At 72.3% G+C, this 17120-nt stretch carries 14 protein-coding genes; 6 read left to right on the forward strand and 8 right to left on the reverse strand.

Annotation, left to right across the window (positions count from 1 at the left end):
• The first annotated feature begins 52 nt into the window (after positions 1–52).
• The gene (locus tag ACT2CW_RS00780) at positions 53–1363 is read left to right on the forward strand and encodes an ABC transporter substrate-binding protein (protein ID WP_445515153.1); all 1311 of its coding nucleotides are present in this window, start codon (positions 53–55) and stop codon (positions 1361–1363) included.
• A gap of 72 nt (positions 1364–1435) precedes the next feature.
• Here the strand turns inward: ACT2CW_RS00780 and ACT2CW_RS00785 are convergent, their stop codons facing one another.
• Positions 1436–3001: a hypothetical protein gene (locus ACT2CW_RS00785; protein ID WP_445515154.1), complete on the reverse strand. Its 1566-nt coding sequence runs from the start codon at positions 2999–3001 to the stop codon at positions 1436–1438.
• A gap of 233 nt (positions 3002–3234) precedes the next feature.
• On the reverse strand, positions 3235–4632 hold the full coding sequence (locus ACT2CW_RS00790; RefSeq protein WP_164425454.1) for a transcriptional regulator: 1398 nt from the start codon (positions 4630–4632) through the stop codon (positions 3235–3237).
• 385 nt (positions 4633–5017) lie between these two features.
• Between ACT2CW_RS00790 and ACT2CW_RS00795 the strand changes: the two genes are divergently transcribed.
• The 3 genes from ACT2CW_RS00795 to ACT2CW_RS00805 all read left to right on the forward strand — a co-directional run bounded on the left by ACT2CW_RS00795 (position 5018) and on the right by ACT2CW_RS00805 (position 8296).
• The gene (locus ACT2CW_RS00795) at positions 5018–5683 is read left to right on the forward strand and encodes a bifunctional DNA primase/polymerase (protein WP_106969166.1); all 666 of its coding nucleotides are present in this window, start codon (positions 5018–5020) and stop codon (positions 5681–5683) included.
• Positions 5684–5798: 115 nt separating this feature from the next.
• Positions 5799–6614 (forward strand): ABC transporter ATP-binding protein, encoded by an 816-nt coding sequence (locus ACT2CW_RS00800; protein WP_445515155.1) that lies wholly within the window; start codon positions 5799–5801, stop codon positions 6612–6614.
• Positions 6611–8296, forward strand: a complete 1686-nt coding sequence (locus ACT2CW_RS00805) for a transporter (protein WP_445515156.1) — start codon at positions 6611–6613, stop codon at positions 8294–8296. The genes ACT2CW_RS00800 and ACT2CW_RS00805 overlap by 4 nt, the downstream gene beginning before the upstream one ends.
• Before the next feature lie 132 nt (positions 8297–8428).
• Here ACT2CW_RS00805 and ACT2CW_RS00810 read toward each other — a convergent pair whose 3' ends face one another.
• Both ACT2CW_RS00810 and ACT2CW_RS00815 read right to left on the reverse strand, forming a co-directional pair.
• Complete coding sequence (locus ACT2CW_RS00810; protein ID WP_250852804.1) at positions 8429–8803, reverse strand: SH3 domain-containing protein; 375 nt, start codon at positions 8801–8803, stop codon at positions 8429–8431.
• Positions 8804–8951: 148 nt separating this feature from the next.
• The gene (locus tag ACT2CW_RS00815) at positions 8952–10139 is read right to left on the reverse strand and encodes a lactate 2-monooxygenase (RefSeq protein WP_445515157.1); all 1188 of its coding nucleotides are present in this window, start codon (positions 10137–10139) and stop codon (positions 8952–8954) included.
• A gap of 321 nt (positions 10140–10460) precedes the next feature.
• On the opposite strand from ACT2CW_RS00815, the gene ACT2CW_RS00820 reads away from it, so the two are divergent.
• Positions 10461–10919, forward strand: coding sequence for a hypothetical protein (locus ACT2CW_RS00820; RefSeq protein WP_445515158.1), 459 nt, complete (start codon positions 10461–10463; stop codon positions 10917–10919).
• Between the two features lie 34 nt (positions 10920–10953).
• On the opposite strand, the gene ACT2CW_RS00825 is transcribed toward ACT2CW_RS00820, so the two are convergent.
• Together ACT2CW_RS00825 and ACT2CW_RS00830 are read right to left on the reverse strand one after the other, a co-directional pair.
• The gene (locus ACT2CW_RS00825; RefSeq protein WP_445515159.1) at positions 10954–11823 is read right to left on the reverse strand and encodes an alpha/beta fold hydrolase; all 870 of its coding nucleotides are present in this window, start codon (positions 11821–11823) and stop codon (positions 10954–10956) included.
• Between the two features lie 712 nt (positions 11824–12535).
• Positions 12536–13228, reverse strand: coding sequence for a metal-dependent transcriptional regulator (locus ACT2CW_RS00830; protein ID WP_037958355.1), 693 nt, complete (start codon positions 13226–13228; stop codon positions 12536–12538).
• A 152-nt stretch (positions 13229–13380) separates the two neighbouring features.
• On the opposite strand from ACT2CW_RS00830, the gene ACT2CW_RS00835 reads away from it, so the two are divergent.
• A complete protein-coding gene (locus ACT2CW_RS00835) occupies positions 13381–14136 on the forward strand; it encodes an SIS domain-containing protein (RefSeq protein ID WP_138915139.1) in 756 nt (251 codons plus the stop codon).
• Between the two features lie 136 nt (positions 14137–14272).
• Here ACT2CW_RS00835 and ACT2CW_RS00840 read toward each other — a convergent pair whose 3' ends face one another.
• The gene (locus ACT2CW_RS00840) at positions 14273–15829 is read right to left on the reverse strand and encodes a PAS domain-containing protein (RefSeq protein WP_445515160.1); all 1557 of its coding nucleotides are present in this window, start codon (positions 15827–15829) and stop codon (positions 14273–14275) included.
• A 498-nt stretch (positions 15830–16327) separates the two neighbouring features.
• Entirely contained in the window at positions 16328–17029 is a 702-nt protein-coding gene (gene pdxH / locus ACT2CW_RS00845) for a pyridoxamine 5'-phosphate oxidase (protein WP_233362012.1), read from the reverse strand.
• Positions 17030–17120: the final 91 nt, after the last annotated feature.

Consider the following 17120-nt stretch of genomic DNA (forward strand, 5'->3'; position numbering starts at 1 on the left):
CTTGTCTTGTCATAGCGGCTGCGTTCCTCGCGAAGCACCAAGCTCGCTTGCCATGACCGGACGGCGACGCCCCTCCTCCCGCCCCTTCCGAGCCGCCGTCGCGGCACTGTGTACGGCGGTCGGCGCGTCGCTGCTGTCCGGCTGCGGCACGGTGCTGTCGAACAGCGGCGACAGCGACCCCATCACCGTCATGACCTGGGCCCCAGAAGGCACCAAAGCGACCAATATGCCGGGAATGCCCGCGATGGCGAAGGCATTTGCCCGCTGGGTCAACGACTCCGGCGGCATCCACGGCCGCAAGCTCGAGGTCGTCACCTGCAACGAGCGCAACGACGCCGTCCAGGCCGCCGGCTGCGCCCAGCGGGCCAAGGAGGACAAGGCCGTCGCGGTCGTCGGCTCGTACAGCCAGTACGGCCGGTCCTTCATCTCCCCGCTGGAGGTCGCCGGCATCCCCTACATAGGCGGCTACGGGCTGACGCAGGAGGAGTTCGACAGCCCGTACTCCTACCCGGTCAACGGCGGCCAGGCGGCCCTGCTGGTGGGCAACGGGCGCCAGCTGGCCTCCCGCTGCGAGCGCACCGCGCTGGTGCGCCCCGACACCATCGCGGGCGACGAACTCCCCCAGCTCCTCAACACCGGCCTCAGGGCGGGCAATCGCGCCGACGCCCATGACGTCCGCGCCCCCGAGGGCGCGGGCGACTACAGCAAGCAGGCCACCACGGCCCTGGAGGGCGTCGGCGCCGACAGCTCCCTCGGCGGCGCCGACCAGGGCGCGGCCCTGGACAGCTCGTGCGTCACCGCGGCGCTCGGCAACCGCACCGGCACCTTCTTCGACTCCTTCCGCCGGGTCCAGGAGAACCATCCCAAGGTGCGGATAGCCTCCATCCTCGGCGGCGTCCGGCAGTCCCTGATCGACTCCACCGGCGGCACCTCCAGCCCCCTGGAGGGCACCTACGCCACCGGCTGGTACCCGGCCGGGGACGATCCGCGCTGGAACCCCATGAAGAAGGTCATCAACAAGTACGCCTTCGACGACAACCGCATCGACCCGGACGACCCCGGGACGCAGACCACCTGGATCGGCTACACGGTGCTGCGCTCGGTGCTGATGTCCCTGCACGCCGACGACATCAGCGCCCGCACCGTGCGCAACGCGCTGGATAACGGCCACGCGGTCAACACCGGCGGGCTGACGCCCACGCTGCGCTGGGGCTACGACGACACGCTGCACGTGCCCAACTACTCGCGGATCGTCAACGCGGACGTCACCTACCAGATGGTGCGCGACGGCCGGCTGGTGGCGGTGCGCAAGGGCTTCGTCAACGTGTCCAAGATCCTGGAGCGCTACCACCCGGCGGACTGAGCCAGGGGCCGGGCCGGGGACGAGCCACGGGTTGGGCCGGGGACGACGGCAGCGCCGTCCCCGGCCCCCCGGTCACAGGTCGGTGGCCTGGCGCGAGGTGAGGCCGTACTGGGAGGCGATCGGGTTCCACAGACCCGAGGCCGTCTTCTTGGCCTGGGTCGCCTCGCCACTGGCCCGCTCGGCCGCCCCGACCCGGGGCGAGCGGCGGGCCTTGCCCTTGGGGCAGCCCTTCTTGCCGCCGACCTGGTCGGCCCAGGCCGCGTACTCGTTGTCGGCCCTGGCCGAGGACTTCCACGCCCTGGTGAGCGACGCGGTCAGCCGCGCGTGGTCGGGCAGCTTGTCCACCGACAGCTTGCCCAGCCGGGTCACCAGGTCATTGCGCTGGCCCGCGGCGGTCCGCAGATCGGATGCCGCCGTGGTCAGGTCCTTGCAGGACTTGATGTTGTCCACGGCCTTGATCACCGAGGACCGGCTGTTGTTGCTGTCGGCGAGCAGCGCGTCCAGCGCCTTCGCCTGCGTCTCGACGGGGTCGGGGGCCTTGGAGGACTCCGCGGCGCTCGGTGAGGCGCTGCTCAGCGTCGAGTTGTCCTTACCGTCGTCGTCACCGCCCATACTGAGCACGGCTCCCGCGGCGAGCCCGGCGACGGCGCAGCTCGCCACCACCACGACGCCGATGATCATGCCCCGCGACATCCGGCGCCGGCCACCGCCGCCATGACCGCCATGACCGCCGTCACCACGGCCGCCGGACGGCGGTTGCGGAACGTCCGGGCCGAACTGCGGAAGCTGCTGCGTCTCATCGGCGCCACCACCGGCGCCGCCGGCGTCGCGGAACAGACCGTCGAACTCCGAGGGCGGCGGCCGGTCCCCGGGAAGGCCGGGACGGATCGCGTACGGGGCGCTGCCGGGCCGCTGCGGAATCGGCGCGGGTGCGGCGGGCGCGGCGGGCGTGGGCGGGAGCACCGCGGTCTCCTCCGCGGCCGCTGCCGCGGGGGGCTGCTGGCGGTGGGCGCCCCGGCGGCCGGGGCGGACGGCGCGCAGCTGGGTGGTGGACTCGGCCGGTGACTCGGGCCGGTTCTCGGGCGGCAGCGGCGCGCTCTTGACCGGGGCGAGCGTGGTGGTGGGGGTGTCCAGCGGCGGCGGGGCCTCACCCGGGACCGGGGGTATGACCTGGGTCGCGTCCGCGTCCCCGGCGGGCTGCGGCGGCATCACCTGGGTCTCGTCGGCGTCCTGGTACGGCAGCGGCTGGGGCTGGTACGGCGACGGGACGTTGTGCGGCGGCTGAGCGCCGTGCGGCGGCTGGGCCGGTCTCTCCGGAGGCGTCCAGCCCTGCTGCTGGCCGTACGGCTGCGCCTCGGGCAGCGGCGGGGCGCCGAACTCGGCCCGCGGGGGCAGCTCCCCCTGCGGCGGCGGCGCGCCGAACTCACCCGGCGGCGGCAGCTCGCCCTGCTGCGGCGGTTCCGGAGCGCTCTGCGGCCCCCAAGGCTGCCCCCACGCCTGCCCCCCGGCCGGGGCCCCCTGCGGGGCGTCCGAGGGCCTGTGGTCACCCTGGGCAGGGAGCACAACCCCCTCGCGCACAGGCTGCGCGGGCGGGACCGCGGGAAGCCGCGGCTCATTCCCCTGACCGCTCTGCGTCACCGGGACTCCTTGGTTATACGGAACGACGGAATCGTCGGGTCACGCTACCGGTTCCCCAGAGGGCGCGGTGCCCATGAGCCCATCGGGACGGAGAGAGACTGGTCACCGCGACATGGGGCACATCACCACGATCGGGGGCGATATGAACCCCGTCCGTACCCGGGGTAAACACAACACAACACACTCCACAACACCCATGTCTCACCACACGGGCATCAGGCCACACCCGGGCATCAGGCCACCTGCACCTGGAGCCGCGCCCCGAACTCCCGCACCACCGGCTCGTCCCGGTACGGCTCCAGGCGCTGCTGGAAGTCGTCCAGATACTCCGCGCCCCGGTTGGACCGCAGCGCGCCCAGCAGATCCACCGCCTGGGTGCCCACATGGCACGCCTGCTCCACCTCGCGCTGCTGCACATGCGCGGTGGCCAGCAGCAGCAGCCCGATCGCCCGCCGCCGCACCCGCCCCTCCGGAAGGCCCTCCAGGGCCTCCTCGGCGCGCCGCCTGGCCTGCTCGGCCTGGCCCAGGTCGCGGTGACAGTGGGCCAGCTCATCGGCGAGATAGGCATGGCCGAAGTGGCGGATCCAGTCGGGTTCGTCACCCGTGACCGAGCCCGAACCGCTGCCCACCGCCCGCTCCATGGCGTCCAGCGCCCGCCCGGACGCGGACTGGCAGGCCCGCGCGTCCCCCATCAGGGCGTGGCCGCGCGCCTCGGCCGCCAGGAACATCGATTCGGCACGCGGCGGCACCTGGCCCCGCGCGCCCTCCTGCGCGGCCTTCGCCAGTTGGGCGATCTCCCGGGGATTGCCCAGCTGGGCGGCGAGATGGCTCATGCTCGCGGCGAGCACATAGCCGCCGTAACCCCGGTCCCCGGCGGCCTGGGCGAGCCGCAGCGCCTGGATGTAGTAGCGCTGGGCGAGACCGGACTGACCGGTGTCGACCGCCATATAGCCCGCCAGCTCCGTCAACCGCGCGACGGCCGCGAACAGTTCGCGCCCGACCGCCTCGGTGTACGAGCCGGCCAGCAGGCCGGAGACCACGCTGTTCAGATAGTGGACGACGACGGGGCGCACATGGCCGCTGCCGTAGCGGTGGTCCAGGTCGACGAGCGCGTCCGTGGTGGCCCGCACCGCCGCGACATCGGACCGCCCCACCCGGGCGCCCGCGGTGCGCGCCACCTGAGCGTCGGCACCGGTGATCAGCCAGTCGCGGCTGGGCTCGACCAGCGCGGAGGCGGCGACCGTCGAGCCGCTGAGGAAGTCGCGGCGCCCCACATCGCTGCGCCACAACTCGCAGACCTGCTCTATCGCGCCGAGGACGGTGGGCGAGAACTGGAGGCCGACCCCGGAGGCGAGGTTCTTGCCGTTGGCCATGCCGATCTCGTCGATCGTGACCGTACGGCCGAGCTTGCGGCCGAGCGCCTCGGCGATGATGCCCGGCGCCCGGCCCCGTGGCTGCTGACCGCGCAGCCAACGGGCCACGGACGTCTTGTCGTACCGCAGATCGAGACCGTGCTCGGCGCCGCACATATTGACCCTGCGCGCCAACCCGGCGTTGGAGCAGCCGGCTTCCTGGATGAGCGCCTGCAACCGTTCGTTCGGCTGCCGCGCCACAAGCGGCCTAGCGGCCATGACATTACCCCCAGTGACTGCTTGCGTTCTCGGCGTATCCGTCCCTGTTGCTGAGTGATGCCCCGCAGATATCGCAGGTATACGGCGAATGCGGAACTTGCCCGTATTGACCGCATGCTCCGTACCGTTCGCGTACGGCGCCGATCCGAGTCCGGGACCGCCCTCCCCCTGGCGCCGCGGCATGGCCACCGGACACTCGCACGCCCGTCACGCATGGTGGCTACCCGCTCACGGAGCCGCAACCCCATACGCGCCCCCGCCCGTGCACCCATGCGCCCCGCCGTGCCGTCACCGCGCACCCCGGGCCCCCGACGGCACCGCCCGTGCGGGGGCCCGGCCGTAACCCTCGTTGACGGCGGAAGTTGTCCTGTGCGTGGAAGAGACCATGGACGTGACAGGACCAACGCGGTTCCCCGCGGGAACCTCGCAGATCCCTCAGCAGCGCGGGGAGCGGCTGCGCGACGCGGCGGTGCGGTACGCCGAGGAGCGGCACTGGGACGTGCTCTCCGGCGCCTGGCTCGAGGCCGTGGACGGAGTGGAGCGCTGCTCCTGCGGAACCGCCGACTGCCCGGCCCCCGGCGCCCATCCGACCGGCCGGGACTGGGTGAACCAGGCAACCGGCAGCGCGGTCGTGGTCCGCCGCATGTGGGCCAGGACGCCGCGCGCCGCCATCCTGCTGCCCACCGGCCGCACCTTCGACGCGCTCGACGTCCCGGAGTCCGCGGGCTGTCTGGCGCTCGCCCGTATGGAGCGCCGCCAGGTCGAGTTGGGCCCGGTCACCTGCACCCCCGGGCGCCGGATGCTCTTCTTCGTCCTGCCGGGCGCCGCCGCCAAGGTCCCCGACCTGGTGCGGAACCTGGGCTGGCCGCCGAACGCGATCGACCTGACCGCCCGCGGCGAGGGCGACTACGTGGTCGCGCCGCCGACCCGGGTGGGCGTGCGCGGCCCGATCCAGTGGGCCCGGCGGCCCACCGCCGCCAACCGCTGGCTGCCCGACGCGGAAGAGCTGGTGAGCGCCCTGGCCTACGCCTGCGGCCGCGAGCGCCGCTGACACTCCGCAGGGCTCCCCGGGACGGCCCCTATCGTGGAGCGACGGCGGGGCGTCATGACCGGCCCCCGCGTGATACGTCAGTGGGACACGTCCCACGGGAAAACGGGGTGAGCCGGTGCCGCAGGAGCAAGCAGCAGACAGCACACAGCCACAGTCGTCCCGGGCCGCCGCCGTGCGGGTGAGCGGCCTGTGGAAGAGCTACGGGGAGCAGATCGCGGTCGCCGGGATCGATCTGGAGCTGCCCGCCGGGCAGTTCATCGGGCTCGTCGGCCCCAATGGCGCCGGTAAGACCACCACGCTTTCGATGATCACCGGGCTGCTGCGCCCCGACAAGGGGACCGTGGAGATCGGCGGCCATGACGTCTGGCGGGATCCGGTCGAGGTCAAGGCGCGGATCGGGGTGCTGCCCGAGGGACTGCGGATGTTCGAGCGGCTCTCCGGCCGGGAGCTGCTCACCTACACCGGGCGGCTGCGCGGGCTGCCCGGTGCGGAGGTCGACCGGCGCGCCACCCAGCTGCTGGACGTCCTCGATCTCGCGGGCGCCCAGAGCAAGCTGGTCATCGACTACTCCACCGGTATGCGGAAGAAGATCGGGCTGGCCGCCGCGCTGCTCCACAACCCCGAAGTCCTCTTCCTCGACGAGCCCTTCGAGGGCGTCGACCCGGTCTCCGCCCAGACCATCCGCGGCGTCCTGGAGCGCTACACCCGCTCCGGCGCGACCGTCGTCTTCTCCAGCCATGTCATGGAGCTGGTGGAGTCGCTGTGCGACTGGGTGGCGGTGATCGCGGGCGGGCGGATCCGGGCCCATGGCCCGCTGGCCGAGGTGCGGGGCGACGCGCCCTCCCTCCAGGACGCCTTCCTGGAACTGGTCGGCGCCAACCGGCGCCAGGCGGGCCAGAGCCTCGACTGGCTGGGCGGCGGCGCCCGATGACGCTCACCGACCCGCTCGACGCCAAGGACCCGCTCGGCACCGCGGCGCCCGCGCCGCCCGCCGTCCCCACCGGCTCCCCCACCCCCGTCTTCGTCTCCCTGAAGCTGGCGCTGCTGCGCAACGGGCTGCGCCAGTCCAGCGGCCGGCGGGCCGCGTACCTCACCTCGCTGGTGATGGCCATGGTGTTCGCCGTGTTGCAGCTGCTCGGCCTGGTGCTGCTGCGCGGTACGAACCACGTCGACGCGCTGGTCACGCTGTTGACGGCGGTGCTCGCGCTCGGCTGGGCGGTGATGCCGCTGTTCTTCCCCGGCGGCGACGAGACCCTCGACCCGACCCGGCTGGTGATGCTGCCGCTGCGGCCGCGCTCGCTGATCACCGCGCTGCTGGTCTCCTCGCTGATCGGCATCGGCCCGCTGTTCACCCTGACCCTGGCGGCCGGTTCGGCGATCGCCGTCGCGCACGGGGCGGCGGCCGCGGTGACGGCGGTCCTGGCCGTGGTGCTGACGGTGCTGGTGTGCGTGGCGCTGGCCCGCGCCGTCGCCACGGCCAACACCCGCCTCCTCACCAGCCGTAAGGGCCGCGATATGGCGGTGCTCAGCGGTCTGTTCGTGGCTATCGGCGCGCAGTTCGTGAACCTCGGGGCCCAGCAGCTCGGCGGCAAGAACGGCCTGTCCGTGCTGGAACCGGCGTCCGCGGTGCTGCGCTGGGTGCCGCCCGCGGCGGCGGTGGACGCCGTCCAGGGCGTGAGCGACGGCGCCTACGGGGTGGCCGCGGCCCAGTTCGCGCTCACCCTCGCCGCGTTGGCGCTGCTGATGTGGTGGTGGCGCTCCACCCTCACCCACCTGATGACCACGCCGGACTCCTCCACGATCCAGGCGGCGGCGCCGCGCGAGCGCCGGTCCTCCGGCGCGGCCGACACCCCGGACGCCTCGGGCCCGTTCGCCCGGCTGCTGCCCTCCGGCCGCACCGGCACGGTGCTGCTGCGGACGCTGCGCTACGCCGTACGGGACCCGAAGACCAAGTCGGCGTGGGTCACCTCGCTGGGCGTCGGCCTGCTGCTGCCCTTCATCACCGCGGCCCAGGGCAACGGCTCGATCTACTGGGCGTGCTGGGCGTCGGGGATGCTCGGCATGCTGATGTACAACCAGTTCGGCCAGGACACCTCCGCCTTCTGGATGGTCGCGCAGACGATCTCCGCACCCCGTGACGCCTATCTGGAGCTGCGGGGCCGTGCGATGGCGCTGCTCCTGGTCGCGGTGCCCTATGTGGCGGTGGCGGTGCTCGGCTGCGCCGCCGTCCTGAAGGACTGGTCGGCCGCCCCCGAGGCGCTCGGGATCGCCCTGGCGCTGCTCGGCTCGATGCTGGCGACCGGCGCCCTGACCTCGGTGCTGGCCCCGTACTCGATTCCGCAGGACAGCGGCTACAAGAACGTCGTCCCGGCGCAGGCGGGGATCGCCTGGCTCAGCATCCTCGGCGGGATGATCGCGGGTTCCGTGCTGTGCGCGCCGGTGCTGGGCCTGACGATCTGGCTGCATGTCTCCGGGACGCACGGATTGCTGTGGGTGGTGTTCCCGCTGGGCGCGGTGTACGGCGCGGCGATCGCGGAGGCCGGACTGCGGGTGGCGGCGCCACGGGTCGCGGCGCGGCTGCCGGAGATCCTGGCGGCCGTCAGCAAGGGGTGACGACGCGGGCGCGAGCGCGGGCGGCGGGGCCGGGGGCAAGTCCCCGGCCCCGCCGCGTGCCGTCGTACGAACCCTCCGGGCCCGGCTGCCGCGCGCCCGATCGCCGCGTGCCCAACTGCCGTAACGTTCCGGCTAGTCGAGGTACTTGCTGTAGACCCAGCCCCTGGTCCCGGCATGAATTCCGGTCGTGGTCCGCTTGAGGATCTTTCCGTAGGACCAGCTGTTCTCAAAGCCCCGGGTGCGGCAGAAGTACCGGAAGGAATCCCCTCGGTAAAGCGTCCCTATAGCGCGGTACCGCTTTCCCGGACCGGTGCGGAATCTGGCGCCACTGGTCGAGACCTTGAAATTGACATCCGGGGAATTGAACTGGCACGCCGATGACCCCACCGCCGACGCCGTTGGCGCCAGGGCGATGGAACCGCCCAGCATCAGCGCCGCCGAGAGCACGACCATCGAGGCTTTACGTTTGATCTTCACGCAACCACCCCCCATGATCAGTAAATTCATTGCGCGTCAAGGAGCGTAGCACCCGTCAATCCGGAAGCTGAGGACCCGGTAAAACCCCAACGGCCGCTCGGCGAGTCGCCGAAGGACCGGTGCGGCCGACACGTTGAAGACCGGGTGCCGCTGACAAGTTGAAGGCCGAAGGGAATTGTCAGCCGAGCGCCTCCGGGGTCAGCCCCGCGGCATCGGCATGGCCCGAAAGCGCCAGCGTCAGCTCGAACTCGGCCAGCAGCGCTCGGATCACATGCTCCACCCCCGGCTGCCCGTCCAGCCCGAGCCCATAGGCGTACGGCCGCCCCAGCAGCACCGCGCGAGCGCCGAGGGCGAGCGCCTTGAACACATCGTCACCGGTGCGCACTCCGCTGTCGAAGAGCACCGCCAGCCGGTCGCCGACCGCCTCCACCACGCCCGGCAGTGCGTCGGCCGCCCCGATCGAGCCGCCCACCTGGCGGCCGCCGTGGTTGGACACGACGACGCCGTCCATCCCCGCGGCCGCCGCGCGCCGGGCGTCGTCGGGGTGCAGCACCCCCTTCAGCACGATCGGGCCGTCCCAGTGCTCGCGCAGGAACACCAGGTCCTCCCAGGTCTTCCCGGGGTCCCCGAACAGCTGCACAAAGTGCAGCACCGCGGCGTCCCGGTCCTCGTGGACCGGCTTGGCGAGCCCGGCCTGGAACGCCGGATCGGTGAAGTAGTTGGCGGTGCCCACACCGTGCAGGAACGGCAGATACGCCTGGTCGAGATCGCGCGGCCGCCAGGCCAGCAGCGGAGTGTCGAGGGTGACCACCAGGGCCGTGAAACCACAGGACTTGGCGCGGCTCAGAAAGCTCTTGGTGACCTCGCGGTCCTTGCCCCAGTAGAGCTGGAACCACCGCTCACCGTCGCCCATCGCCTCCGCCACCCGCTCCATCGGCGTACTGGACGCGGAGGAGAGGATGAACGGCACGCCCTGCGCCGCGGCGGCACGCGCCGCCCCGCACTCGGCGTCCGGGTGCGTGATCGACAGCACCCCGATCGGCGCGAGCGCGAGCGGCGCGGGCAGCCGGGTGCCGAACAGCTCGACCGAGAGATTCCGCCGCCGTACGTCACGGAGCATCCGGGGCACGATCCGATGCCGGTCCAGCGCCGCCCGGTTGGCCCGCTCGGTGCTGCCGCCGCCCGCGCTGCCCGCCACATAGCCCACCGGCCCCGGCCCCAGGCGCGCCTCGGCCAGCTCCTCGAGCCGGGTGAGATCGGCGGGAAGCCGGGGAACGGCGCCGGTCATCCCGTTCAGATAGATCTCGTACTGAAATGCCGCCCAGTCCTTGCCGGGTTCCGGTTCGGTGCTGTCGCCACCGATCATGTGCTTCCCTTCGCCTGTCCATTACTGGTCAATTTCCCATTGCTGTAAGGGAGTAGAGGACTCGTAGGATCGACGAACCGTCGATCGCGTTCAAGAGATCACACCGGAGCGCGATGAGGCCACGTTCCCGCATTGGAGTTCCACTTGCCGTTGACCAAGACAACGTGGCCGCTGCGCGCCGGCGCGCCCGTTGCCGTACTGGCTCTCGCCCTGACCGCGTGCGGACCATTCGGCGAAAAGGGCGATACATCCGAGAACGCACGACACACTTCCCGCTCGGGTGTCACCGATGGTCACCGGAGCGGTGCGCAGAAGGTCGGTATGCGATCGGACGGTGAGCTGCCGCTCCGGCCGGGCCAGACCGGTACGCGTGCGTTCAAGGAGGACACCGGGGTCGAGCCCACCTATCGGATCGCGGCCCAGAAGGTCGACATCGGCACGGCGGCCGAGGCGAAGGCGCTGGTGTCGAACCCCGCGGACGCCGAGGGCAAGGTACCCGCGGTGGCCTATGTGAAGTACACCCATGTGCGCGGGGCCACGGTGACGGAGTATCCGCGGGTCGGGGACTACGCGGAGGTGTACGCGGACGGGCGGCGGGGAGCGAAGGTCATCGGCACTGCCGGACGGCCCAAGGGATGCGCGGACTCGGATGAGATCAAGAACTGGAGGAACGGGCAGAGCTATCTGCTCTGCAACACCTTCCTGATCCCCGCGCGGGCGAGGTCGGTCAAGGTCATGTGGACGGAGATCGGCGGCAAGCCGTTCGTCTGGACGTTCTGAACCGGGCGCGGCCGCGGCACCGGGCTTGGGGCCGTCAAACCGGCAGGACGGAGGCCAGGAAGGGCTCCACGGCGCGGCGCCAGCCGTCCGGCTGGTCGTAGTGGACGAGATGGCCCGCGTCCACCACCTCCGCATACTGCCCCCGGGGCAGCACCCGGACCATCTCCTGCGCCTCCGCTCGGCCCAGCTCACCGTCCAGCCCGCGCACGACCAGGGTGGGGCACTCGACCAGCGCGAGCTCCTCCCAATGGGCGTCATGGACCCAGCTGTCACGGACCTTCAGCATCTGACGGCAGGAGAACGCCGGGCGCCAGCCGTCCGAACGCTCGGCCATGACCTCCGCGAAGAAGTCGCCCCGGGGCGGATTCGGGCGCTCCAGCGTCGGATCGTCCTCACCGAACCACTTGCGCACATCGGCGAGCGTGGCGAACGGCACCGGCCAGGAGCGGAACCACTCGGCCCACTCGCGCTGCGAGGCGGCGCCGAGGGCCGAGGCCCGCATATCGCTGATGACCAGCGCCCGGACCAGATCGGGGCGGCGGGCGGCGAGCTGCCAGGCGGTGAGGGCGCCCATGGCATGGCCGATCAGGGTGACGGGGGCGAGGCCGAGCTGCTCCACGGCCGCCTCGGCGTCGTCCACATAGGTGGAGCGGCCGAACGGCCCCTCGGCCGGCTTCTGGCTGCGGCCGTGGCCGCGCTGATCGAGGGCGACCGCCCGATAGCGGGTGGAGAGCCAGCGGGCCGTCTCCGCCCAGTGGGCGGCGCGGCCCAGCAGCCCATGGAGCAACAGCACTCCGGGGCCCCGCGCGCCCTCGCGGCCAGCGCCTCCCTTGGGCGGATCGGTGAACTCCCAGGCGGCGAGCCGCACGCCGCCGGCCCCGCTCACCTCGCTACGTCGCACCATGTGGTCTGGCACCTCCAACCCTCTCTCGAACACCCTCACAGTATCGAACTCATATTCGAACACGGGGGATTGCCGTTCAACACCCCTCGTTCGAGTGACCGTGCTCGGGGATTGATCGTCTGCGCCCTGGGGAGACAGCTAGCGGGAGGCGGACTGCTCGGGGAAGGGAGTCCGCGGGGGACGACCCTGGGAGCTCGGGGCTCCGGGTCACCAGGGCCCCGGGTCGCACGGGCCGCGTCCGCGCGGTCCGTGCGCACCGGGGCCCAGCGGGGGGACATGGGGAAGCGGGGCCCCGGCACCTGACGGCACCGGGGCCCTTGCTCGAGAACACCCCCGCGGCGGCACAGCCCATCGGGCCCACCGGACCCCCTCCCCTGACGATCCGAGCGTCAGCGACAGCGTCGCACGCGGCGGCCCGGCCCGCTCGGTTTCTGTCGACTCCGGTATCGGGAAAATCCGTCGTCGCAGGTCGTGACGGCCGAATGGCTTGAACCGGGTGTATCGGTCAGCGTGTCGAGGCGAGGGAGGTTGTGCGGGGGTGTGTTCGCGCGGCGTTGGGGAGGAAGGTCAGCGCAGTGTCGGAAGCGAGCTCCGCGCAGTGTCGGGGGCGAGGTCGGCGCGCTGCTGGAAGCGAGCTCAGCGCGGTGCTGGAGGCGAGGTCAGCGCGTGTTGGGAAGCTGGAAGCGAGGCCGGGAAGCGAGGTCAGGGAGCGTCAGCGCTTGGCCACGAAGACATGCGAGGCGATCTCCGCCTCCAGCTCCGCCGCCTCACCGCTGCTGCCGACCAGCACCCCGCCCGCCGACTCGGTGACGCTCACCACGGAGCCCGGCTGCACCCCGGCCCGCCGCAGGGTGTACATCACCTGGGCGTCGGCCTGGATGGGCTCGCCGATGCGGCGCACCACCACCGTCTTGCCCTCCGAACCCGGCTCCAGCTCACGCAGGCTCACCATGGACTCGTCCAGGAACGGATCGGCCTCGGCCTTCTCGCCCAGCTCCTCCAGGCCCGGAATCGGGTTTCCGTACGGCGACTCGGTCGGATGGCGGAGCAGCTCCAGCACCCGCCGCTCCACCGCCTCGCTCATCACATGCTCCCAGCGGCACGCCTCGGCGTGGACCTGCTCCCACTCCAGCCCGATCACATCGACGAGCAGGCACTCCGCGAGCCGGTGCTTGCGCATCACGCGGGTGGCCAGCCGGCGGCCCTCCTCGGTCAGCTCCAGATGACGGTCGCCCGCGACCGTGACCAGCCCATCGCGCTCCATCCGCGCCACTGTCTGGCTGACCGTCGGACCGCTCTGCTCGAGCCGCTCCGCGATCCGGGCGCGCATGGGGACCACGCCCTCCTCCTCGAGCTCGAGGATGGTTCGGAGATACATCTCCGTGGTGTCGATCAGTCCGGACATGCGTGCCCCTCGAAGTGTCGTGCGGTGGCCCTCAACCAATTCTGACGCATCCCACCGACAACGGGGCCGAGTCGGCCCCTTCCGCCGCGAGGGACCGGGCTGCTATTCACAGCGTCATGATCGAAACCCCCCACAGGGAAGGCGACGCGTTGATGAGCGAGTCCAAACCGGCCGGGCAATTCTTCGACGCGGCCATCGGCCTGCTGCGGCAGGTGCGGGACGAGGAGGGCGAGCATATCGCCGCGGCGGGCACCCTGATCGCCGATACCGTCGCCGCGGGCGGCCGCCTCTTCACGTTCGGCGCCGGCCACTCCTCCCTGCCCGCGCAGGACGTCGTCTACCGCGCGGGCGGGCTCGCGCTGATGAACCTGCTGCCGGTGCCGGGCGCGGTGGGCGTGGACGTCGTCCCCGCCACCCTGGGCAGCGCGCTCGAACGCGTCGACGGGCTCGCCACGACCGTCCTCGACAGCAGCCCGCTCCGGGCCGGGGACCTGCTGATCGTGATCTCGCTGTCCGGGCGCAACGCCCTGCCCGTGGAGATGGCCATCAGCGCGCGGGAGCGCGGCATCAAGGTGATCGGGTTGACCTCGGTCGGCTACGCGACCGGCACGACCTCGCGCAACCCTTCCGGTGGCTTCCTCAAGGACCACTGCGACCTGGTCGTCGACAACAAGATCGCGGTCGGGGACGCGGAGCTCACGGCGGACGGCGTCGGCGCGCCCTTCGCGCCCGCGTCCACCGTCGTGACGAGCGCGATCATGCAGTCCATGGTGGCGGCCGGGATCGGGGAGCTGGCCGAGCGCGGGATCGAGCCGCCCATGCTGAGGTCGGGGAACGTGGACGGCGGGCACGAGTGGAACCGTAAGGTGATGGCCGAATACGGGGACCGGATCTTCTACCGGCGGTGACGGTCCGCCGCCGGTGCTCCACCGCCCGGTGCCCGCCGTGGGCGCCGGGCGCGCGCCGGTTCCGGGTGCCGCGTCAGCGCCGCCCGGCAAGGCATCAGCACCGCCCGGCACCGCGTCAACGCCGTCCGGCACCGCGTCAGCGCCTGCGTACGGCCAGGTCCACCGAGGCGGCGACCCGGGCCGCGACGTCCTCCGCGTACGTCGCGTCCGTCCGGTCGAAGCCCCGGCGGCTGGAGGTGCGCAGGAAGGTGACCACGCCGAGGGTGCGGCCGCGGCTGCGCAGCACCGCGCACAGGCCGTGCACCGCGCCCTCCGGCCATTTGCGGGTCGCCGCCCACTGGACCGCCCCCGACTCGTCCGAGCGCCTCGCGCTCGCCCGTACCGAACCGCAGCGCTCGACCGACTGGAGCGCCGGGTGGCCCTCCGGGTAGGCCAGCGGGATGCCGCCCGGGACGACGGGCGGGCAGGGGCCGGGGGCGCCGGTGGGCGTGGCCGCCGCCCGGACCAGCCGGACCCGGTCGGCCGGGGCGCCCGGCGGCGGGTCCAGGACCAGGTCGATCAGGGCGTGGTCGGCGAAGCCCGCCAGCGCGAAGTCCAGGTGGACCGAGGCGGCCTCCATCGGGTCCTCGCATTCGGCCGCCGCCCGCGCCGCCCGGTGCAGTTGGTTGCCCCGGAAGCGCATCCGGGCGCTCTCCTGCTCCTGGCCCTTCACCTCCGTCACGTCCTGGAAGATCCAGGCCACCCCGAGCGGCGCCGGCTCCTCGGTGAGCGGTGAGGCCAGCCGGAGGAAGCCGCTGCGCCAGCAGCGGCGGCGCGCCGCCGCCCCGGTCTCGCCGCGGTCGGTGCCCTCGCCGCGCACGGCCTCGTCGTCGTCGAGCAGTTCGTAGCGCACGCCCTCCGCGCCCTCGAGGCCGTCCACCGCGTCGGCGTCGGCGTCCCGCAGCGTCACCCACAGCTCGGTGGGGGCCGGGGGCGCGCCCTCCGCCAGGACGTGCTGGAGCGCGGCCTCCGCCTCCTCCACGCCCTGGTCCAGGAAGTCGCCCAGCGGCCGTCCGGGCGCGGCCTTACGGGTGGTGCGCAGCGCGCCCGCCGCGTTGGCGTTGACGACGGCCACCCGCAGATCCGCGTCGACCAGGACCACGTTCCACGACGCGTCGTCCAGCAGCGCCTCGCTCAGCGCGATCGACCGCTCCAGGTCGACCTGGGCGTGCGCCTCGCTGAAGGCGCAGTACACCCCGGCCGGGCGGCCGTCCGCGCCCGGCACCCCCGAGGACTGGGTACGGACCAGGACCCGGCCGCCGTCCTTGGTCAGCAGCGCGAACTCGTGCACCCGGCGCCCCGTGGCGCCCATGGCCTCCGTAAGGCGCGCCTCGACGTCTCGGGCGTCCCCCGGGCGGGCCGCCCAGCCGCCCAGCCCCTTGCGGCCGACCGCCTCCGCCGCCGTCCACCCGAGGATGCGCTCGGCCTCGTGGTTCCAGTGGGTCACCGTGCCGTCGGCGTCGAACGCGCACAGGGCGGCGTCCATCCCGTCGAGCAGCGCGGCGAGCAGTTCGGAGTCGGACCGCTCGGGGCCGTCCGGGCAGTCGGGGCGGCCGGACGCCGACGGGGCCGCGCCCGGCTGTCCCGGGACCCCCCGCGAGGACCGGGCGGAACGCGCTGGACGTGCGGGTTCGGAACGTTGTGAAGCGCTCACCTGACACCCCTTGCTGGACGTGGCTGTCTGTGGTGGGGCACGTCGGACATTGAACTCGAACGTGACGCGCGCCACACCGCATTCGTCGAAATCGTTGCCTCACGGAAATTCGCTTGTGTGTGGCAGGAGGGGGTTCTTAGTGTGGCGGTACACGAGAAGGGAGGTGGTTCGGCAGATGTATGAAATCCGGACGCGTGAGGTGACTGCGGGCTAGCAGTCCGTCGTCGCGCTCAGCGCATTCGCCGGACTGGCGCACCAGAGGTGCGCGGCCGGCCAATCCCAAGCAGTCACCCGACCCGCGGGTCGCCGGTACGTCCGACCGGCCCCCTTCCGCCTCAGGGCGTCAGGGGAAAGACCCGCGGGTTGTCCGCGTTCTGAGGGCGTTCTACGTGCTCAGCGCGCTCTACGTGCTCAGGGCGTTCTACGTGCTCAGTGCGTTCTACGCCCTCAGCGCGTTCTACGTTCTCGGTGCGTCCTACGGGTACAGCCCCAGTGCGTTCACGGGTACAGCCGCTCGACCCGCCAGCCGCCGCCCTCCTCCTCGGGCAGCCGGACATACCGCAGCCGGTCGTGCAGCCGGTTCTCCCGGCCCTGCCAGAACTCCACCGTCTCCGGCACCACCCGGAACCCGCCCCACTCCGGCGGCACCGGCACCTGCTCGCCCGGGGGATAGCGGTCCGCCAGCTCCTCGTACGAGCGGTCCAGCTCCTCCCGCGAGCCCACCACCGTGGACTGCGAGCTCGCCCACGCCCCCAGCTGCGAGCCGTGCGGCCGGGTGCGGAAGTACGCGGCCGTCTCATCGCGCCCGGTGCGCCGCGCGGTGCCCGTCACGATGACCTGCCGGGCGATGGGGTGCCAGGGGAAGAGCAGGCCGACATGCGGGTTCTCGCCCAGCTCACGGCCCTTGCGGGAGCCGTAGTTGGTGTAGAAGACGAAGCCGCGTTCGTCGAAGCTCTTCATCAGGACCGTGCGGGAGCTGGGGCGGCCCTGCGCGTCGGCCGTCGAGACGACCATGGCGTTCGGCTCGAACAGCCCGCTGCCGACGGCATCCTCGAACCACCGGGTGAACTGCCCGAACGGATCATCCGCCAGATCCGCCTCGTCGAAGCCGGCCGCGCGGTAGTGCTCGCGCATGGCGGCCGGGTCGTACGTACGCGCGGAGGAAGCCGAGGGCTCCGAGTCAACGTGAGGCACGGGCATATCTTGCAACATCATCGGTCCGTCGCACGGGCGGCCCCGGAAGAGCGCTCTCCCTCCCCCGCCCCGGGGCCCCGTAACCCTCCCGCGATCC

Source organism: Streptomyces sp. NEAU-174 (assembly GCF_052665095.1).